Raw genomic sequence first — 19,674 nt, 5'->3', positions numbered from 1 at the left:
ATTATGAGTAGGTGAAGTTTGATGTGATCCAGCATTTTGTTTTTTTATTGTGTTTTGGTTTTGGTAATAACAACATGATCGTTAACGCTATTGCTGGATAAATAACACTTTTATTTCTTTAATAAGGAACTGGCTCACGGTAATTGTAAATATTGTTCTGGATATCGGGATCAAATGGTCTGTGCATGGGCAAGCCAGAGCACGAGAGGCGGCGGGAGGGGCAGAGCGCAATTGTAGCGGAGTAGAATTGTTTGCAGGCGAATATGCGGGTAGACTGCACCCCCTGTTTGCGTTAGGAGTAAAGAAACATGTGCGAAGGCGCACTCTGGCAGCCCACCGCCACCATTGAAAACTTATTGAAGCGTGCAGCAATAGTCTCTGAAATTCGGCGTTTTTTTTCCGATCGCGGTGTATTGGAAGTGGAAACACCGGCCATGAGTCAGGCAACGGTGACGGATGTACATATGGTGCCGTTCCAGACGCGTTTTGTCGGGCCTGGTGTTTCTGAAGGGATGACGCTCTACCTGATGACCAGCCCTGAATACCACATGAAGCGGTTGCTCGCCGCGGGCAGTGGACCTGTCTTTCAACTGTGCCGTAGTTTCCGTAATGAAGAGTCCGGGCGATATCACAATCCGGAGTTCACCATGCTCGAGTGGTATCGCCCCCACTACGATATGTATCGCCTGATGGACGAAGTGGACGATTTATTACAGCAAGTACTGGAGTGTGAAAGCGCGGAGCGTCTCTCTTATCAGCAGGCTTTTCAGCGTCATCTTGACGTGGATCCGCTCTCGGCGGAAAAAGCGCAGCTGTGTGAAGCCGCCGATAAGCTCGGTATGGGCGATCTCGCCAGTCGTGAAGAAGATCGTGACACGCTGCTGCAAATGCTGTTTACCTTCGGCGTGGAGCCGCATATCGGGCATGATAAGCCGGCCTTTGTTTACCATTTCCCGGCATCGCAGGCCTCACTGGCTGAAATCAGTTCAGAGGACCACCGTGTGGCTGAGCGCTTTGAGGCTTATTTCAAAGGCATCGAGCTGGCAAACGGTTTTCGTGAACTGACGGACAGCGATGAGCAGCGCCAGCGTTTTGAGCAGGATAACCGTAAACGTGCCGCGAACAGGCTTTCGCAACAGCCGATAGATGAATATCTGCTGGCGGCGTTGAAACAGGGAATGCCCTCATGCTCAGGTGTCGCCCTGGGCGTGGATCGCTTGATTATGCTGGCACTCAAAGCAGAAACCATTGGTGAAGTGATGGCGTTTACCGTGGGGCGGTCGTAATCACTGGTTGCCGTTCCTCCGCGTGCGCGGAGGAAGGCACAGCACGTTTCTTTCTCTCTGACTCTTTCAGTCTGCTACAACCCACCTTCCGGTCGGTTGGCTGAACTCGGGCTGCGTCCATCAATACGCACGGAACTCATTTGCACCTGGAACGGTGGGAACGGCATCTCCATGTTGTTCTCTCGGTAGGCTTCCAGAATCAACTGGTGAATCTCGTGACGCAGCGGCATGCGATGCCCCATTTCTGCGGCAAAGATACGCAATTCAAAAATCTGGATACCCTGACGCAAATCCACCAGGAATGCTTCTGGCGGTGGGTTTTCCAATACTAACGGACAGCGTTTCACCGCATTGAGCAGAAGCTCGGTGATTTTTTGGCTATCGGCATCGACCGGTGCAGGAATGGTCAGCACCACGCGCGTCACTGAATCCGACAGCGACCAGTTGATAAACTGTTCGGTGATAAACGCCTTGTTGGGCACGATGATCTCTTTTCTGTCCCAATCCGTGATGGTCGTGGCCCGGGTATTGATGCGCATGATGCTGCCAGTGAGATCGCGAATTGTCACTGTGTCGCCAATGCGGATCGGTTTTTCAAACAGAATGATCAGGCCGGAGATAAAGTTGGCGAAGATCTCCTGCAAACCAAAGCCCAGGCCTACGGTAAGGGCTGCAACTAGCCACTGGAGCTGTGACCACTCAATCCCGATGAAAGAGAACCCAACCAGACAGCCAATCAGCATCAGCATGTATTTGCTAACGGTGATAATGGCATAGCCAGAACCGGGGGAGAGATCGAGGTGCTGAAGCAACGCCAGCTCGAGCAGTGCGGGCAAGTTACGTACCACCTGCGTGGTGATACTGAAAATCAGGATAGAAATCAGCACGGCACCGAGTGTAATCGGCTGTACCTTATCGACCCCTTTCACCGTACTAGTGACTTCCCACAGGTTGATGTTTTCCAAAAAGCTGAACGCGGAATGGATTTCTGACCATAAGACGATCACCGACACCAGTGCGATCAGTGTCAGAATGGAGCGTACCAGCTGGAGTGATTTGGCGCTGATGGTATCCAGATCGACCACGGGCTCCTCAATGGTGTCTGATGTTGTCTCCGTTGAGATGCCAGCCTCTTCTTCGCCACGTGCGCGCTGAGCCAATATTTCGGCACGCCGCTGCTTGGCACGGTCGAACGCGATGCGTCGGCGTTGAATCAGCATCCAGCGCCGTATAACGTGGTACACCACCAGCAGGAAGAACCAGATGGCAACCGACGTTTCCAGGCGTACTAACAATGCTTTCGACGTGGCCAGATATCCCACACCCGATGCCAGCGCTGCAATCAGAGGCGCACTGATCATCAGGTTCCACAGAGCGCGGTTGATGGTATTTTCCCCGGAACCTTCCTTATTTAAGTAGAGCGGAATGCCCGCCCGTTTCAGGCTGTTGGTCACCAGGCTTAAGGCCAGACAGAGTAAAATAAAGCACAGGCGGCCCAGTGTGCCGGAAAACTCACGCTCGTTGAGGTTTTCAAACGTGATGATCGCCATGATCAGCGGAACAATAAAGGCGATCGACAATCGGTAGTAGCGCATGGCGCGCGCTACGCGCTCTAGCGACCAGCGTAGGTGGGCAATAAACAACCCATTCGAATGCGCAAATGACGCGCTGACCATCACCAGCCACATCAACGGGACAGTTGCGGTCACGCTGCCACCAATAGCGACCGCAACGGGGTAGGGCCACGCGTTTTGCAAACCGTATCCCAGGGCCGCCCATAGCACAGGCAGCGGGAGCGCGGTCAGCAGCGAATAAAACACGGTGCGCAGCGTCAGCGAAAAGTGGTCAAGCGTGACTTTGCCAATACGGCTGCTGGCGTGCTCCAAAAATGCATTGTAGTGGCGGCGAAAACTGATGCCGAAACCGACCAAAATCAGCGCTCCCATCAAGGGGAACGCGGTTTCGCGGCTGGTCACTACCATGATGACGGCACTGCTGAGCTGGGTAAAGGTATCCAGCGAGAGCAAGTGGTATAGGGCTTGAATCACCTGCACCGGGAAGGCGAAGGTAATGGGATTCACATCCGCGACCCAGAACAGATAGCGGTGAACGGCTTCGCGGATTTCCAGCAGCGCTTCTTCCAACTGGCTAGTGGCGACCTTGAGTTTGGTCAGCTCAAGAATTTGCGCATCGGTGCCGGAAATGAGCGACGTGAGCAAATCACGCTGAGTACGTATTTGATCGCCGAGTACGCACTGCTGGTTGTTACTGGTCGGCGTGCAGTTATCTAATCTGGGGCGTTCTGCGGTTCGGGCAGCGCTGAGCAGGTTTTCGTAGCGTAAACGTTGTACGCGCAACTGGGCCATGTCGGTATCCAGTCGTTGCGGCTGAGGCATGTCCGGCAGTCGCGCCACCTGCGCGCGCAACGCTTCGCCCAGCACTGTGGATGCCCCAATCCACTGTGCCTGCTCACGTAACGTGCTGAGCGCCTGCCGCACCTGCTGCGTTTGGGTCGTAGCCTGACGCTGCTGAGAGGCAATCAGATCGAGATGTTGCGCCTGCTGATTCAGCTCCTGAGAAAGTTCGCGGTTAAGTTGCAGCTGCTCGCTGATAACGGCAGGCAAATCATCACCCTGTTCCACCAACTGCTCTGTACGCTCAAGCACTTTTTCAGCTTCGCGCTGGCGTAAGCTGTTGATGCTGGTGCGTAATGCCTGTAACTGTTGATCCAACCTGTCATGGCGCAGTTGGTAGAGTTCCACGCGTAAGCGGGACAGTTCCTGACGATTGCTGGCGGAAAGCTGCGCCAGTTCCAGTTCATCAACCCGACTTTGGCGCAGCGCCTGCTGCGCTTGCAGTAAAACTAACTGTGCCTGAACCAGCGGCGTCACCGGGTTACCTAACGATTGGATTTGGCGATCAATTTCGTTTAATACCCGGCTGGCTTCGGTTTGTTGCTGCGGCAGTTGGGCCAGAGAATCGATCACTTCACGCGGTCGTTCCCGTTCTTGTTGCAGTTGGCGCGATTGATCCAGCAGTTGGCTGCTGGTTTGCACCACTTTTCGCTCCAGATCGACAACGGAAAGCTTGTCGTTGACGGCGGTAGCTTTATTTTCTTCAGCCGCCAGCAAACGACGCAGTTCCTGTGTCAGCTTGGGAAAATCATCAATAACGTGTTGATATTGCTCTGTGCGTGCCAGCGACTCTTTGCGTTCCTGCAATATGTTTAACGCAAGGCGAAACTGTTCGACAATGTCGGCCTGATCGGGGGTATTTTTATTGGCTTCTGCCTGTTCCAACTGTTGGCGCACCAGTGCCTCATTGGGCACTGGCGCTGCCAATGTGGTGAAAGAGGGCAGAACAGTCACGAAGAAAATCAGTATTTGACGCACGGTTGTTCTCCCTCTTTCACGCAGGATCGCTGGTATACAGGTTACTTAAGGCGTGGGGTGAGTCACGTCATCGCCGTGTTGATCGCGCTCGGTCCACGCTATCCGGCACCGACTCTGCTGCTATTGGCGCTGCTTCTTCGGGATCAACGATTTTGGCTTCTGCAAACGGTTCGCCCATACGCGTAACACTCAAGATATTCAGATGCGCAGCAAACTGAAGCGTGTCGGGAACAAACAGGTTGATCACCGTAGACCCCAATTTGAAGCGACCCATTTCTTCCCCTTTTTGCAGAGCGATCGCACCTTGTTCACCCGCAGCAGGATAGGTCCAACGCTTGATAATGCCTTCGCGCGGTGGCGTAACGGTGCCGGACCAGACGGTTTCAATGCTGCCGACAATGGTAGCGCCTACCAGAATTTGCGCCATCGGGCCAAAATCGGTATCGAACAGGCAGATCACGCGTTCGTTGCGTGCGAACAGATTGGGGACATTGTCAGCGGTAAACAGATTGACGGAAAACAGCTCGCCCGGTACGTAGATCATTTCACGCAGCACGCCGTCACACGGCATATGGACACGGTGGTAATCACGCGGTGAGAGATAGGTGGTGGCGAACAGGCCGTCACGGAAGTGTTCGGCCATCACGTAGTTGCCGGCCAGCAGTGCTTCCAGCGAATAGTTGTGGCCTTTGGCCTGAATCAGTTTGCCTTCTACGATGGTGCCCATTTGCGACAGCACGCCATCCGCAGGTTGCACCAAATGGTGTGCATGCGGATCAATCGGGCGCACGTCCGGGCGCAGTGGACGCACGAAAAAGTCATTGAACGTCCGATAGGCTGCTGTATCCGGGGGTTGCGCTTCCTGCATGTTCACTTTGTAGTAGCGAACGAAAAGATCGATAACCCCTTTGGTCAGCCAGCCAGCCTGCTTGTCTGCACCCCAGCCTGCTAGCCGCGTCAATGCGATTTTCGGTAGCCAGTATTGTAAGGCGATTTTCAGTTTATCCAGCACAGTGAGCCCCTTAGGTTTTTATGCGCCCATCTAAAAAGGGGCGCATTGTAGCGATGGATGCGGTAAATGTCAGTGGTCCGTATCAGAACCGGAGAAGGTTTTACGCGTTTTTACCTGCGCCATGCTTTCCAGAATACGGTAATAGTTGTCAAAGCGCTCTGCGGCAATATCGCCACGCTCTACAGCTGCACGTAGGGCGCAGCCGGGATCGTTATCGTGGCGGCAATCGCGAAATTTACAGGTGCCGAGATAGGGCCGGAAATCGATAAAGCCCTGTGTGACCTGCTCCGGTTCCAGATGCCACAAACCAAATTCACGCACGCCGGGGGAGTCAATCACATGACCGCCGTGGGGGAAGTGATACAATCGCGCGGCAGTGGTGGTGTGTTGACCCAGCCCAGACACATCGGATACGGCGTTAACCTGGATTTGCGCTTCATCCGGGTAGAGTAACGCGTTCAGCAGGCTGGATTTGCCGACCCCGGATTGCCCGGCGAAAATGCTGCTCCTGTCTGTTAACGCGTGCTCCAGCGTTTCCATGCCTTGTTGCGTGTGGCTCGACACCATGATCACCGGATACTGTAACGCACGGTAGATATCCATCATCTCATCCACAAACGCGCGGCCTGCATCATCCAGCAGGTCTGTTTTGTTCAACACAATCAGGGGCGCGATGCCCAGTGTTTCGCAAGCCACCAGATAGCGGTCGATAATATTCAGTGACAATTCAGGTAAAATCGCGGAGACGATCACCACCTGATCGATATTGGCCGCGATGGGCTTAACGCCGTCATAAAAATCCGGGCGTGTCAGTACCGACTCGCGCGGATGAACCGCCTCAACGATGCCGCTGATTCCCGCCTGCGTCTCTTTGCCGGCACGCCAAACAACGCGATCGCCGGTCACCAGTGACTTGATGGTGCGGCGAATATTACACCGATGGATGATGCCATCCTGCGCTTCGACATCCGCATGCATGCCAAAACGGCTGATAATAATGCCTTCCTGCGGATCTTCCAGCTGATTGTCATCCCATTCTATTTTGCTGTCGGCATGTTTGAGACGGCGTTGGTGGTTCGCTTTTACCCGACGTTGCTGTCCTTTGGACAGTTTATTTTTGCTCACTGAGCCTCGCTTGAACTGTGGTTATCGCCCACGATGGCTGAAGAGACTATAATACACGCTATTTCATTTTAATTAACTGATGCCGATTTTCAGGCAACGCGGTTTTCTCCTCGTGGGGGATGGAAGGTATCATAATGCCAACCTTGTGCTCAAAATGCGTTGCTTGGAAAAGGTGGGTAAATGTATGTCTGTTGAAAATAGTCTGGTAAGCGAAAATAATCTTATTTGGATTGATCTGGAAATGACGGGGCTGGATCCGGAGCAGGATCGCATTATTGAAATTGCGACGCTGATAACCGATGCCAACCTCAACGTGTTGGCCGAGGGGCCGACGATTGCGGTACACCAATCCGATGCACAATTAGCGTTGATGGATAACTGGAACGTGCGCACCCACGGCGCCAGCGGTCTGACCGAACGTGTTAAGGCCAGTGCCTACAATGAACGCGTGGCTGAATTAGAAACCATTGCTTTTTTGCAGCAGTGGGTGCCGGTGGGGAAATCCCCCATTTGTGGCAACAGTATCGGGCAGGATCGTCGCTTCCTGTTTCGCTATATGCCCGCGCTGGAAGCCTATTTCCATTACCGTTATCTGGATGTCAGCACGCTGAAAGAGTTAGCTCGACGCTGGAAGCCGGAGATTATGGCCGGGCTTAAAAAACAGGGAACGCATCAGGCGATGGACGATATTCGCGATTCTGTGGCAGAACTGGCCTACTATCGCGAGCATTTTATTCGGCTGTAGTGAGGACTGGGCGGTTTTTTGCCCGACAGATTGCGAAATTGCTGTTTTTATCGGCAGTCAGTCATTTTTTCGCGGTCAGGGGCTTGCGGTGGCAACGATTTCTCGTATAATTCGCACCCCGTACCGCAGTAGATTTGTGGTGCGAGTGAAGATGGTTATTCCTGCGGGAATAGCTCAGTTGGTAGAGCACGACCTTGCCAAGGTCGGGGTCGCGAGTTCGAGTCTCGTTTCCCGCTCCAAGTTTTTTTCTGTTGATACCTGTGATACCTGTGATACCTGTGATACCTGTCATTTTCTTTTGTTCTATATATTCGTCACAGTGTCAGCCGCTCGTGGTTAATATCCTGTTCCTCCTCATTTTTTCATCGATTTTCCATATCGCACGCGAGTCATCCTATGAACCGTTTCGTGATTATTTCCGGCTGTTCTGGCGGCGGCAAAACGACGCTACTGGCTGAGCTAAATCGGCGTGGTTATGCCGTTATTGAAGAACCCGGTCAACGCATTGTGCGTGAAGAAACGCGTTTAGGCGGTGATGCCCTGCCGTGGAAGAACAGAGCGTGTTGCCGCAATGGCTGCCTCACTTCTCCGGTGGTTTTACTGGTCTGGTTGCAACGCTGGAAACCGGGCGTCCCGGGCCGGTTATCGGTTATCGCGTGGATATGGATGTGCTGGATCTTAACGAACAACTGACAGATGACCATCGCCCTTTCCGTGAAGGCTTTGCCTCATGCAACGCCGGCATGATGCATGCCTGTGGTCATGACGGTCATACCACCATTGGCCTTGGGCTGGCTGAGGTATTGATGGAGATGCGTGAGCATCTGTGCGGCACCATCAAGATTGTGTTTCAACCCGCTGAAGAGGGGGACGCGCGGGGGAAAATCGATGGCAGAAGCGGGCGTGGTTGATGATGTCGACTATTTTACCGCAATTCATATTGGCACCGGCGTGCCTCGCGGCCATGTGGTGTGCGGCAACGATACTTTTATGGCGGCCACCAAACTGGACGTGACTTACCGTGGCATTGCTTCACACGCTGGCGGCCGACCGGAAGAAGGGCGCAATGCACTGTTGGCGGCAGCGCGGGCGACGCTTGGGCTACACTCCATTCCACGCCACAGCGCAGGCAGTTCGCGTATTAATGTGGGCGTGCTTCAGGCAGGAACCGGGCGTAACGTGGTGCCGTCTCGCGCCACCATGAAGGTGGAAACGAGTGGCTCAACCAATGACGTTAACGATTTCGTCTACCAACAGGCGCTAAAAGTGATTGAAGGCGCTGCACACATGCACGGCGTCGAGGTTGATATCGCCCTGATGGGCGCGGCACAAAGCAGTAAACCCAGCCCGGCATGGGTGAGATTTATCCATCAGCAGGCTGAACAGGTTCCGGGGCTGACCCACATCATCGATAGCCAAACTGACGCTGCGGGATCAGAAGATGCCACTTACCTGATGGAGCGGGTAAAAGCACACGGCGGTCTGGCCTCCTATGTGGTGTTTGGTACGGATATCAGCGCCGGGCATCACAACGAAAAATTTGATTTTGATGAGAGCGTGATGGCGGTGGCCGTCACGACGTTGGCGCTGCTGGCACTCAATATCCATGACTTTGGAGGCTGAGATGACGGCATCCATCGTTGATTTCATCAATCAGTTTCTCACGCCGCGTACCGCTCAATTGGCGGCGATTTCGGATGATATCTGAGATCACCCGGAAACCAGTTTCACCGAGCTCTACTCCGCAGAGCGTCTGGCGGGGGAGTTGGAGGCGCAAGGGTTTCAGGTACAGCGCAGTATTGCCAATATCTATACCGCTTTTGTCGCAAGCTTTGGCAGCGGTAAGCCGATTATCGCCCTGCTCGGTGAGTTCGACGCACTGGCTGGGCTTAGCCAACAGGTGGGATGCGCTGTTGCGTCACCGGTGACGGCGGGCGGCAACGGTCATGGCTGTGGCCACCACTTACTGGGAACGGCGGGGCTGGGCGGTGTGCTGGCCGTTAAAGCCTGGCTGGAGCAGCATCCGCAGTCGGGCACCATTCGCTTTTATGGCTGCCCGGGGGAAGAGGGCGGTTCAGGCAAAATCTTTATGGCGCGTGAAGGGGTATTCGATGATGTCGATGCCGCCCTTACCTGGCATCCGGAAACCTTCAGCGGCATATTCTGTACGCCTACTCTGGCAAATATTCAGGCGGCATTTCGTTTCAAAGGCAAGGCCGCACATGCCGCCGCGGCTCCCCACCTTGGTCGTAGCGCACTGGACGCGCTGACATTGATGAACACCGGCGCCAATTTCCTGCGGGAACACATTATTCCGGAAGCCCGGTTGCACTACGCAGTGACGGACACGGGCGGCCATGCGCCCAACGTGGTTCAGGCGGATGCCGAAGTGCTCTATCTGGTGCGTGCGCCTCAGTTGGATGATGCTCAGGCGATTTATGAGCGCGTGGTGAAAATCGCCCAAGGTGCCGCGCTGATGACAGAAACCACGCTGACGGTGCGATTTGATAAAGCCTGTTCCAATTATGCCCCTAACCGCACCCTGGAGCAGGCGATGTACGGCTTTGTGTAGGAGTTTGGCGTTCCAGAATACGATGCCCATGAGCGCGCCTACGCTACCGAAATTGCCCGCACGCTGAGCGATGAGGATATCGCCAGCAGTTTGTCGACGATAGCGCGCACGGGGGGGTGCAGCGGGCACAGCCTTTAGCCGCACGCTGCGCGATAAAGCGCTGACAGAAAGCGTCGCTCCCTATGCACCCACCGAAGCTGTACTGCCGGGCTCGACGGATGTGGGTGATGTCAGTTGGCTGGTGCCCATCGCACAATGTTTTAGCCCCTGCTACGCCATCGGTACGCCACTGCACACCTGGCAAGCGGTGGCGTAGGGGCGCACATCTCTGGCGCACAAAGGCATGGTACAGGCTGCAAAGGTGATGTCTGCCACGGCACTGGCGCTGTTCAGCGACGCCACGCTGTTGCAGGCCTGCCGTGAGGAGTGGCAGGCGGTGCGGCAGGAGAGGCCCTATCACTGTCCGATCCCTGCCCGTATCCAGCCCGCGCCATTACAGGGATAGCTCGGTTCAGATTTGCCCAGATAGTAACCGGTTGTGCTGCGTCGTTCCCGCCGCGCGCCATGCTGTATAACGCAAAAGACACAACGAAAAAGACACAACAAAAAATACCTATCTACAACATCACATAAAACATCGAGTACGGGGGAAGCACCATGAGTGTTGCAGCGCAAAGCGAGCAGATGCTGCCAGGAGGATTATTTAAGTGGGTTGAACGGATCGGCAACAAGATCCCCAATCCCTTTCTGTTGTTTGTGTATTTGATTGTCGCATTGATGGTCGCGAGCGCGTTGTTTTCCTGGCTGGGGCTGACGGCGGTGAACCCTGCCAATGGTGAAACGGTACAGGTAAAAAACCTGCTCAGTGTTGAAGCGCTGCAATGGATGTTGCCCAACGTTATCAAGAATTTTAGCGGTTTTGCCCCGCTGGGGGCGGTTCTGGCGCTGGCGCTGGGGGCTGGGCTGGCAGAGCGGGTCGGGTTGCTGCAAACGCTGATGTACAAGATAGCGACGCGTGTCAGCGCGCGATATGCCAGTTACATGGTGCTGTTCATCGCGTTCTTTAGCCATATCTCATCCGATGCGGCGCTGGTGGTGATGCCACCGCTGGGAGCGTTAATCTTTCTGGCTGTGGGCAGGCACCCGGTTGCAGGGTTGTTGGCGGCGATCGCGGGGGTTGGCTCCGGCTTTACTGCGAATATGCTGATTGTCACCACCGATGTGCTGCTTTCCGGTCTCAGCACTGAAGCGGCAAAGGCTATCAATCCGGCGATTCATGTTAGCGTGGTGGATAACTGGTTCTTTATGTCCACCTCAGTGGTGGTGTTGACGATCGTTGGCGCACTGGTCACCGACAAGTTTGTTGAGCCGCGCTTACCGCCTTATCAAGGTGAGCGTCATGAGCATCTGGCGCAGTTAACGCCGGAGCAAAACCGAGGGCTGCGTGCCGGTGGGATTGCGGCGCTGTTACTTCTGGCTTTGGTGGCCTTGCTGGTTGTGCCGGAATGGGGGCCGTTGCGCGATCCGGTGAAACACACCGTCATGCCATCGCCGTTCATTCAGGGGATTGTTCCCTTAATTATTCTGTTCTTTTTCGTCGTCTCCATTCCTTATGGCATCGTCACCGGCCAGATAAAATCGCAAAACGATCTGCCGCAACTGATGGTGGATCCGATGAAAGGGATGGCCGGTTTTATCGTGATGGTGTTTCCGCTTTCACAGTTTATTGCTTTCTTTAACTGGAGCAACATGGGGAAATTTATCGCCATCGGATTAACGGATCTGCTGGAGTCATTAGGCATGACCGGAATCCCCGCGTTCGTGGGTCTGATTTTCCTGTCCGCTTTCTTGTGCATGTTCATCGCCAGCGGCTCTGCTATCTGGTCGATACTGGCACCTATTTTTGTACCGATGTTCATGCTGCTGGGCTTTCATCCGGCTTTTGCGCAAATTGTGTTTCGCGTAGCAGACTCGTCAGTTATTCCATTGGCACCGGTATCGCCCTTTCTCCCGCTGTTTCTGGCCTTTTTACAGCGCTACGTCAAGGATGCCAAGCTGGGTACCTACTACTCATTAGTCATCCCCTATCCCATTGTGTTTTTTACCGTTTGGCTGATTTTGCTGGTCGCCTGGTATGCGTTGGGATTGCCTATCGGCCCAGGGATTTATCCGCGCTTGTCCTGACAAGGGGGAAACATCACATCGGCAGCGACAGGCCAATTTGATGTATTATCATAAACTAATAATAAACAAAATGGGGATGGGGTTGCTTCCTGAAAGATTATTGCATAACGGTTTAGCCACCGACTGAGTAGGATTTAGTGGTTTGTTTCTGAATCAAAACCATCATAATAGTCTTTATGGCACTTGCAATATTTGATGAAATATCATCCCCAATGAATCGCTGGCAGTTGCTCGGTCATCTGCTGCGCGGTGATATTCACCCCTATGAGAAGAGCGTTTGGCTAAAGCCTGCTTATCGTCTCAAATTTCTGGCACGCTCGCTCCTTCACCCGGTTTTGACGCTGAACTGGCTACACTATATTGCCAGTCATCCGCAACGGGCACAGATGCTGTATGCCCAAATGGCGCTGCCTGATAAACTTCAACGGCCATACCTCTCTAGCCACTTTTCTGCCCGCGATACCTTGGCCGCGCTCTGCTATCACTATGATGCCGTAGCCCGTTCCACCCCAACATTAAGTCGTCTGATGCTCACGCCCGGCGGTGTTCCGATTGTCAATTTTCAGGGCAAAAGCGGTGAATCTTACGCGTTGCTGTTGGGTTCCCATTCTTCATTGGACAATTGGGTTCCCATTCTTCATTGGACAAAGAGGGGGAGATGACCCTCCAAATGTGTGTCGATGGGATGCCACTGGCGCGTATGACCATGACGGTGATGCAGTTTGAAGGAAAGAGGGCGTTGTTTATTGGCGGGTTACAAGGACCAACGCGACACCTGCAACAACAGAAGACACGCATCTCACAAGTAACCCGTGATTGCCATGGGTTATTTCCCAAACACTTGGTACTTGAAGCCGCCTGCGGGCTTGGCGAGGTGTTGGGCGTGGAGTGCATAATAGCGGTAGGCAATCATACGCATGTTTACCAGAACTGGCGCTACTGGCGTAAAAAGAAAACCAGTTTTCATGCAGATTATGAAGCCTTTTGGCTCTCAGTGGGGGGGGGGACAATTGCGGCCTGACGGCGTGTGTCAATTGCCGCTGCGTGTATCGCACGCAAGACACTCGATGGATGAGGTTGCCAGTAAAAAGCGTGCGAAATATCAGCGTGCGAACGGTGTGTTGGCGGAAATCCATCAACAACTGCACGCATTGAAATGAAGCCGCCAAGGCCTGACTGGTATGAGAACGTGACGGCTAAGCAATGTGATTATTGCTGCCAGTGACCTCTCCTGCTCTCATTCTCACCCTCATCAAGAGCACGATCATGACCATGCGCCGACGGTAACGCAGTCGAATGAGCGTAACGTCCTGATCGCTTTTGTGATTACTTTTACCTTTATGTTGGTGGAGGTTGTGGGCGGTGTGCTTTCCGGTTCGTTGGCACTGCTGGCGGATGCGGGACATATGCTGACGGATGCCGCTGCGCTGGCGCTGTCCTATGCGTCCTTCCGTTTTGGCCGCCATCATGCGGACACCAAACGTACCTTTGGTTATTTGCGTTTCGAAGTTATTGCCGGCTTTATCAATGCGCTGACGCTGTTCGCTATCGTCATCTGGATAGCCTACGAAGCCTGGCTGCGCTTTCGCCAGCCGCACGACGTGCTGGCGGTGCCGATGTTGGTAGTGGCGATCGTCGGGCTGCTGGTCAATATTGTAGTGTTCTGGATTTTGACGCGCGGTGATAGCGAACACGTCAATATCAAAGGTGCTGCGCTGCATGTTATGGGCGATCTGCTTGACTCCATTGGTGCTATCGCTGCGGCTGTTGTGGTCTATTTTACCGGTTGGACGCCTATCGACCCGATTCTGTCGCTGGTGGTTTCGGTGCTGATTTTGCGCAGCGCATGGGCATTGTTAAAAAAAAATCGTTGCGCATTCTGCTGGAGGGGGCACCCGCCAATGCGATGCCGCAAGAGATTGAACGTTACCTTAAAGACAACGTAGCGGGGGTTGCAGACATCCACCATGTGCACGTATGGATGATCACCTCGGGTCGGACTCTGGCCACATTGCATGTGCGCGCCAAAGAGGAGGCTGACGTGCGTCAGGTTGTTCGGCAGGTAGAGCGCGAACTTTATGCCCGTTTTCGCGTAGAGTACGCAACGGTTGCAATTGACTGGGGAGATGAAGACGAGGCGGCCTGTACATGCAGCCTGTCACCGCTCAAGGAAACACATCAACATCATGACGATCATTCTCATCATCATGATACGGACACATCTGTTACGCGAGGGCACGTACATTGAGTCGTTATGCCATGCTTTCTCTGCATGAAACCACCATCCTGTCAGAAACGTTTTGTCTGATGGGCGATCCCACCCGCTTGCGCATTTTGCATTTCTGTCTGGCGGGGCCACATGCTGTTGGGGATATTGCGCAAAATCTGGCGCTTTCACCGTCGCTGGTCAGTCACCATTTACGTCTGCTACGCGGAGCGCGATTGGTGAAGCGAGAACGCCGGTCACGCCAGATTTTTTATACCGTGGCGGATCATCATGTCACGACCATGTTGCTGGACATGGTTAACCATATTGGCGAATCACAAGAGGAAGAGTGACGTCTGTCAGAAAACGGGCCTGCATGCTGAAAGGGTTGCCAGGGGCTTTTCGCTACGGGTAGGGTAGCTGTGGTTTTCTTACGGCTACCGTTGATAACGTGAGGGGGAGAAATGGGGGCGATTCTTTTACTGGAATCTCGGGCTGAGGAGCTGCATGCGCTATTGAGCACGAAAGCGTCGGGATTGGCCTATTGCTTTCCTGATGACGGTGAAGACGCCATCGCGCGCTGTGACATTTGGCTTGGTGAACCGGATCGGGCGGTATCGCTGTTGGCTGCCGGACACCGCCCGGCATGGCCGCAATCCACCTGGGCTGGCTTCAAGCCATTGCTTGCCGCACATCTCCCGCAAGATTACCGTTTAAGCCGCGCAGTGGGAGTGTTTGGTCAGCCGATTGCACAATACATATTGGCGCACCTGTTGGCGCATGAGCAGCGCCTGTTTGCGTTGCAGGCACAGCAGCAAAGGCAGGTATGGGATCGCCATTTGTCCGGGCTGTTGACCGGGAAAACGTTGCTGATCGTTGGTGCTGGGGATATTGGTGCCGAGGTGGCTGCCATGTTGCGCTCGTTTGGTGTGACGCTGCATGGGATCGTTAATACGCCGCGTGCGCTTCCTGGTTTTGAGCGCGTTTCTGGCATTGATGTGCTGGTGCAGGAAGTGGCACAGGCTGATTATGTCGTAAACCTATTGCCGGATACGCCCAGAACGCAGGACCTGTATAACGCAGACTTGTTCGCACGCATGAAGCCTTCTGCCGTCTTTATCAACGTTGGGCGTGGCACGTCCGTGGTGGATGACGATCTGGTGGCGGCGCTGCATGCGGGGAAACTGGCGCGTGCGGTGCTGGATGTCTTCCGCCAGGAGCCGCTGCCGCCGGAGCATCCATTCTGGTTAGCGCCCAATCTGACTCTGACACCGCATATTGCTGGACCTATGGTCCCCGCGCTGATGGCGGATCTGTTTCTGGATAACCTGCAACGCTATACTCAAGGCGTTGCATTACGTAGCGAGGTCGATTTTTCGCGCGAGTATTGAAAACATTGGCATTGAGTGCAGGCGCGCAGGGAATGACCACTTGCGCGCATTTTCACTGAAAAGGGCTTGCCAGCCCGAAATGATTGGTACATAATGCTCACCGTTAACACGATGCGCTGAATAAATGAAATATATTCAAGGTATTACGATTAACAGAAATACACTTCCTCAGCGGGAATAGCTCAGTTGGTAGAGCACGACCTTGCCAAGGTCGGGGTCGCGAGTTCGAGTCTCGTTTCCCGCTCCAAAATTTTATTTCATTTTTACCCTGCAAGCGTCGCAGTATTATTAAGCGAAAGTTGTCTTTTCGATTGATAATCGATACGCATATCCAAATTACCGCATTCCCTAATAACCGACAGGTTTATGTTTTTATGACGCCATGAGATGCACTGGGCGCACAGAATGCAGTAACGTCCTTGACATCAAAAATCAGTCTGGCCGCGCTTCATACCTCCACCGGTACCTGCGCCTGGCACTGATGGATCTCTGTCGGCTGTGAGCGAGAAGCAGGCATGCCGTCGCATTTTGCATACGGACACTCTTTTAGTCATCTCAATAGTCTGGATATATCGCTCAAACCTGTGGCAATTCAGGGTGTCATTGTCTTGCAAACACTCCTGTAGTTAACGATTTCAACCTGGTCCCTCACTCCCTGCCGCCAGCAGCGGTATCAGCACGTTGCTGATGGGCGTAGAAATACCATGCGAGTGACCATAACGCTGTATCACGCCGTTGCGGATATCCCACTCCAGTGGGCGGTTGGCCTGGCGGTCGGCGAGAATGGAGGTGCCGAGATCCGCTGGGGCATGATGAAAACCGTCAACGATCTCCTGCGGAACGTTATCGTGCAGTACTGCACCTTCCGCACGGGCTACCGTCAGACACTCACACAGGTAAGCCAGTGCCAGTTCAGTTATATCCATGCGTGAGAACATCCCGACACGACGATTGGCAAGTACCATCAGACCAGCGACCGCATTCTGCAGCAGTTTGCGCCAGGCGATAGAGATAAAATCGGTTGACAGCTCAGCCGCTCAGCGTGTGCCGCTGAGCGCAGCAGCTACCCGTCTTGCCTGCGGAACATCCGGCAGCGTCAGGCGCGGTTTGGCGCGCAGCCAGACTGAGGCATCCGACTCACGCTGTGCCGGAAACCACACTACCGAAGGCAGCACCTTTGCGCCGTTGACGTAGGGTTCCAGCTGGTTTTTCTGCTCGACGCCATTTTGCAGTGCACATACCACGGTGTTTTCATCGCACAGCGCGGCCAGCCAGTTGGCGCTGTCAGCTACCTGGGTGGTTTTCACCGCAACAAACACCAGCTCGAACGGTTGGCTGACAGTCGCCGGATTACTCAATACCGGACCTGGCACCACAACTTCACCGTCATCGTGACGCAGAATTAACTGCGGATGCGAGGTGCGCCCGCAAAGGACTGGCTTGCGCCCAACTTCATGCAGTACCGCGGCGATGGTGGTACCGATAGCACCCGGACCAACAAGAGCAATCGAAGGATGGTCAGACATCTTGTGTTCTCCTGCTTTGATCAGCCCATCATCAGTGTGCCGGTGACAATCACCGTACACGACAGCATTTTTCTCAGCGTCAACGTTTCCCCGAGAAACAGATAACCTGATACCGCGGCAAACAGCACGCTGGTTTCGCGCAGCGCTGAGACTGCTCCCATTGGTGCAGCCGTCATCGCATAAATAATGATGCCGTATGCCAGCAGCGAAACAAGGCCACCCGCTGCCGCATGGAGTAAACCGGGTCGCCAGCGCAGTAAACTTTTACTGTCACGCAGCGCGATATAGAGTACTGACATCAGCACACCCCATAATGCGCTCATCCACACGGTATAAGAGAGCGCGTTGCCGGACACGCGTACGCCCATACCATCCACCACGCTATACGCGGCGATAAAAAAACCCGTTGCCAGGGTATATTGCAGGCCCGGCATCGCCAGTTTACCCCCTTTTACGGCAAGCATCAGAATACCAGCGTAAATCAGCGTGATGCCGCCAAGGGTGCTAAATTCAATTTTTTCCCCGGCGAATATTTCCGCCGCGTAGGTCACCATCAGCGGCGAAGAACCGCGCGCAATCGGGTAGGTTTGCCCGAGATCCCCGTACTGATAACTGTGTACCAGACACAGGTTATAGCCGACATGCAGCAGCGCTGAAAGTAGTGCGTACTGCCAACTGGCACTGGCAGGTAGAGGCAGAAACAGCGCGATTACGGCGCAGGTAAGGGAGATCGTCAGACACATAATGGTCATCGACCACAACCGGTCAGCGCCGCCGCGTAATAAGGTGTTCCAGCTGGCATGCAGCAGGGCGGCGAATAATGTAAGCAAAATAATATGTCCAGGCATGTGCTGATACTAAACAGCACGTGCTTGGATTAAAAGTGAAGTGTTGTCATTCATGTATGAGTAAATACTCATGCCTCAACGGTAACTGAACTGCGCCTGTTGTGATTCTGCCTATAGCCAGCTACGGAATTTTATGATGTGCGGCTGCGTTTCGATGCCTCTCGGGCAGACGAAGTAATAGGCAGCCGGGGAAGGAAAAGGTACGTTAAAGAGCCGCACCAGACTGCCATCGCCTATCTCTTTTTCAACGTGTCCGCTACACGCTAATGCAATGCCCTGACCCAGTAGCGCTGCTTCAATCGTCATATTCGTGTCGGCGAAGCGTACGCTTTCGTGCAACACATCAGTATTTATGCCGATCAGCTTAAACCAGACGTCCCATTTTGGCACCAGATCCGCACCGTCACGTGTCAGAAGCGGATAGCGCAGCAGTTCGGCAGGTTCACTGGGTGTTCCAAAGCGCTGTAATAGTGCCGGGCTGGCAACCGGAAACAGCTGCATACGGAACATAAATTCCGTGTGCAGCGCTGGATAATTACCGTGACCAAAGCGGATCGCCACATCGGAATCTGTGCTGGCGAAGTTAATGGGGCTATCCGTGCTTCCCAGAGTCACCAGAATCTCCGGATGCAAACGCGCCAAATCTGGCAGGCGTAGTAGCAGCCACTTCAGAGTGAAAGAATATGTGGTGTTAACGCGCAATCGTGCCTGGCCATTTTGCTCACGAAGATCGGCAAGTGTTGTTTCCAGCTTGCTAAAAAATTCGCGCACGATAGGAGCCAGCGCAGCGCCTGCAGGCGTCAGGTTGAAGGTTTTACCTCGCTCAAAAAGCTGCAGATCCCAGAGTTCCTCCAGGTTTTTCAACTGATGGCTGACTGCGCTTTGCGTAATAAACAGTTCTTCTGCAGCTGAGGTAAAAGTAGTGTGGCGGGTGGCGACTTCAAATGTGCGCAGCGTGGCTGTAGGGGGAAGGTGACGCATCATTCTGTTCCTATTGATGAGCTAATGCTCATAACACGATATGCCGGATTCTCTGCAAAAGATACGGCGACAAAGAGATAAATAAAGCAACTGTTAATATTACGGATGGTCGCACAGCGTTAGCTCTCCGTGTTTGATTAATAACTGTCAGAAATATATCTGCACCAATCCCCGGGCTGATTAAATACCTGACTTCAAACACCGGTGCCATGGCCTTCGGGGTTATGGCGCGAAATATATCGGTTTCCTTCGAGGCAAGTCCGCTACCGTAATTTTCCTGAACGTAATCCTGCCCCGTTTCTTCACAGGTCCAGGGCACTTTACGCACATTTTTTGATGTTGTTTTGCCAAGTATTTTGAGCACACATCGAATGCCATTCTGTATGATTAATCTTTTAAAAACAAT

The 19,674-nt window shown here is 53.7% G+C and carries 12 protein-coding genes, 2 tRNA genes and 6 pseudogenes; 13 read left to right on the top strand and 7 right to left on the bottom strand.

From position 1 onward, the window contains the following. Positions 1-308 precede the first annotated feature (308 nt). Entirely contained in the window at positions 309-1,286 is a 978-nt protein-coding gene (epmA, locus tag ACMZI0_RS16590) for an elongation factor P--(R)-beta-lysine ligase (protein WP_415673780.1), read from the top strand. 74 nt (positions 1,287-1,360) lie between these two features. On the opposite strand, the gene mscM is transcribed toward epmA, so the two are convergent. The 3 genes from mscM to rsgA form a co-directional block, all read right to left on the bottom strand. Then, positions 1,361-4,678, bottom strand: a complete 3,318-nt coding sequence (mscM, locus tag ACMZI0_RS16585) for a miniconductance mechanosensitive channel MscM (protein ID WP_415673779.1) — start codon at positions 4,676-4,678, stop codon at positions 1,361-1,363. A gap of 67 nt (positions 4,679-4,745) precedes the next feature. Further along, positions 4,746-5,690 carry an archaetidylserine decarboxylase gene (gene asd / locus ACMZI0_RS16580; RefSeq protein WP_415673778.1) on the bottom strand — a complete coding sequence of 315 codons (945 nt, stop codon included), beginning with the start codon at positions 5,688-5,690 and terminating at the stop codon, positions 4,746-4,748. A 69-nt stretch (positions 5,691-5,759) separates the two neighbouring features. After that, a complete protein-coding gene (gene rsgA / locus ACMZI0_RS16575) occupies positions 5,760-6,815 on the bottom strand; it encodes a small ribosomal subunit biogenesis GTPase RsgA (RefSeq protein WP_415673777.1) in 1,056 nt (351 codons plus the stop codon). A gap of 184 nt (positions 6,816-6,999) precedes the next feature. Here rsgA and orn point away from each other — a divergent pair, with 184 nt between their 5' ends. From orn to ACMZI0_RS16515, 12 genes and pseudogenes are all read left to right on the top strand, one after another. Further along, positions 7,000-7,560 carry an oligoribonuclease gene (gene orn / locus ACMZI0_RS16570; protein WP_415673776.1) on the top strand — a complete coding sequence of 187 codons (561 nt, stop codon included), beginning with the start codon at positions 7,000-7,002 and terminating at the stop codon, positions 7,558-7,560. Positions 7,561-7,723: 163 nt separating this feature from the next. Beyond that, positions 7,724-7,799: transfer RNA gene (locus ACMZI0_RS16565), tRNA-Gly, on the top strand. Between the two features lie 157 nt (positions 7,800-7,956). Continuing rightward, a pseudogene (locus ACMZI0_RS16560) lies at positions 7,957-8,082 on the top strand (AAA family ATPase); the annotation flags it as partial. A gap of 32 nt (positions 8,083-8,114) precedes the next feature. Beyond that, positions 8,115-9,183 (top strand): annotated as a pseudogene (locus tag ACMZI0_RS16555) (amidohydrolase); the annotation flags it as partial. A gap of 1 nt (position 9,184) precedes the next feature. Continuing rightward, positions 9,185-10,637, top strand: a pseudogene (locus ACMZI0_RS16550) (M20 family metallopeptidase). Between the two features lie 152 nt (positions 10,638-10,789). Next, positions 10,790-12,316 (top strand): p-aminobenzoyl-glutamate transporter, encoded by a 1,527-nt coding sequence (gene abgT, locus ACMZI0_RS16545; protein ID WP_415673775.1) that lies wholly within the window; start codon positions 10,790-10,792, stop codon positions 12,314-12,316. Between the two features lie 212 nt (positions 12,317-12,528). Beyond that, the gene (locus ACMZI0_RS16540; RefSeq protein ID WP_415673774.1) at positions 12,529-12,978 is read left to right on the top strand and encodes a DUF535 family protein; all 450 of its coding nucleotides are present in this window, start codon (positions 12,529-12,531) and stop codon (positions 12,976-12,978) included. Next, complete coding sequence (locus ACMZI0_RS16535) at positions 12,975-13,337, top strand: DUF535 family protein (protein ID WP_415673773.1); 363 nt, start codon at positions 12,975-12,977, stop codon at positions 13,335-13,337. Before ACMZI0_RS16540 ends, ACMZI0_RS16535 begins: the two co-directional genes overlap by 4 nt. Before the next feature lie 190 nt (positions 13,338-13,527). After that, positions 13,528-14,564, top strand: a pseudogene (locus ACMZI0_RS16530) (cation diffusion facilitator family transporter). A gap of 11 nt (positions 14,565-14,575) precedes the next feature. Continuing rightward, positions 14,576-14,875 carry an ArsR/SmtB family transcription factor gene (locus ACMZI0_RS16525; protein WP_415673788.1) on the top strand — a complete coding sequence of 100 codons (300 nt, stop codon included), beginning with the start codon at positions 14,576-14,578 and terminating at the stop codon, positions 14,873-14,875. Positions 14,876-14,986: 111 nt separating this feature from the next. Further along, positions 14,987-15,913 (top strand): D-2-hydroxyacid dehydrogenase, encoded by a 927-nt coding sequence (locus ACMZI0_RS16520; protein WP_415673772.1) that lies wholly within the window; start codon positions 14,987-14,989, stop codon positions 15,911-15,913. Positions 15,914-16,084: 171 nt separating this feature from the next. Then, positions 16,085-16,160: transfer RNA gene (locus ACMZI0_RS16515), tRNA-Gly, on the top strand. Between the two features lie 388 nt (positions 16,161-16,548). Here the strand turns inward: ACMZI0_RS16515 and ACMZI0_RS16510 are convergent. From ACMZI0_RS16510 to ACMZI0_RS16495, 4 genes and pseudogenes are all read right to left on the bottom strand, one after another. Beyond that, positions 16,549-17,439, bottom strand: a pseudogene (locus ACMZI0_RS16510) (oxidoreductase). A gap of 20 nt (positions 17,440-17,459) precedes the next feature. Next, complete coding sequence (locus ACMZI0_RS16505) at positions 17,460-18,287, bottom strand: DMT family transporter (protein ID WP_415673771.1); 828 nt, start codon at positions 18,285-18,287, stop codon at positions 17,460-17,462. A 111-nt stretch (positions 18,288-18,398) separates the two neighbouring features. Then, positions 18,399-19,268, bottom strand: coding sequence for a LysR substrate-binding domain-containing protein (locus tag ACMZI0_RS16500; protein ID WP_415673787.1), 870 nt, complete (start codon positions 19,266-19,268; stop codon positions 18,399-18,401). Between the two features lie 199 nt (positions 19,269-19,467). Then, positions 19,468-19,632, bottom strand: a pseudogene (locus ACMZI0_RS16495) (glutathione S-transferase); the annotation flags it as partial. Positions 19,633-19,674 lie beyond the last annotated feature (42 nt).

The sequence above is a fragment of the Symbiopectobacterium sp. genome (assembly GCF_047692315.1).
In the GTDB taxonomy this organism is placed as follows: Bacteria; Pseudomonadota; Gammaproteobacteria; order Enterobacterales; family Enterobacteriaceae; genus Symbiopectobacterium.
The sequence above is the reverse complement of the archived record's forward strand: the minus strand, read 5'-3'. Positions and strand labels throughout refer to the sequence as shown.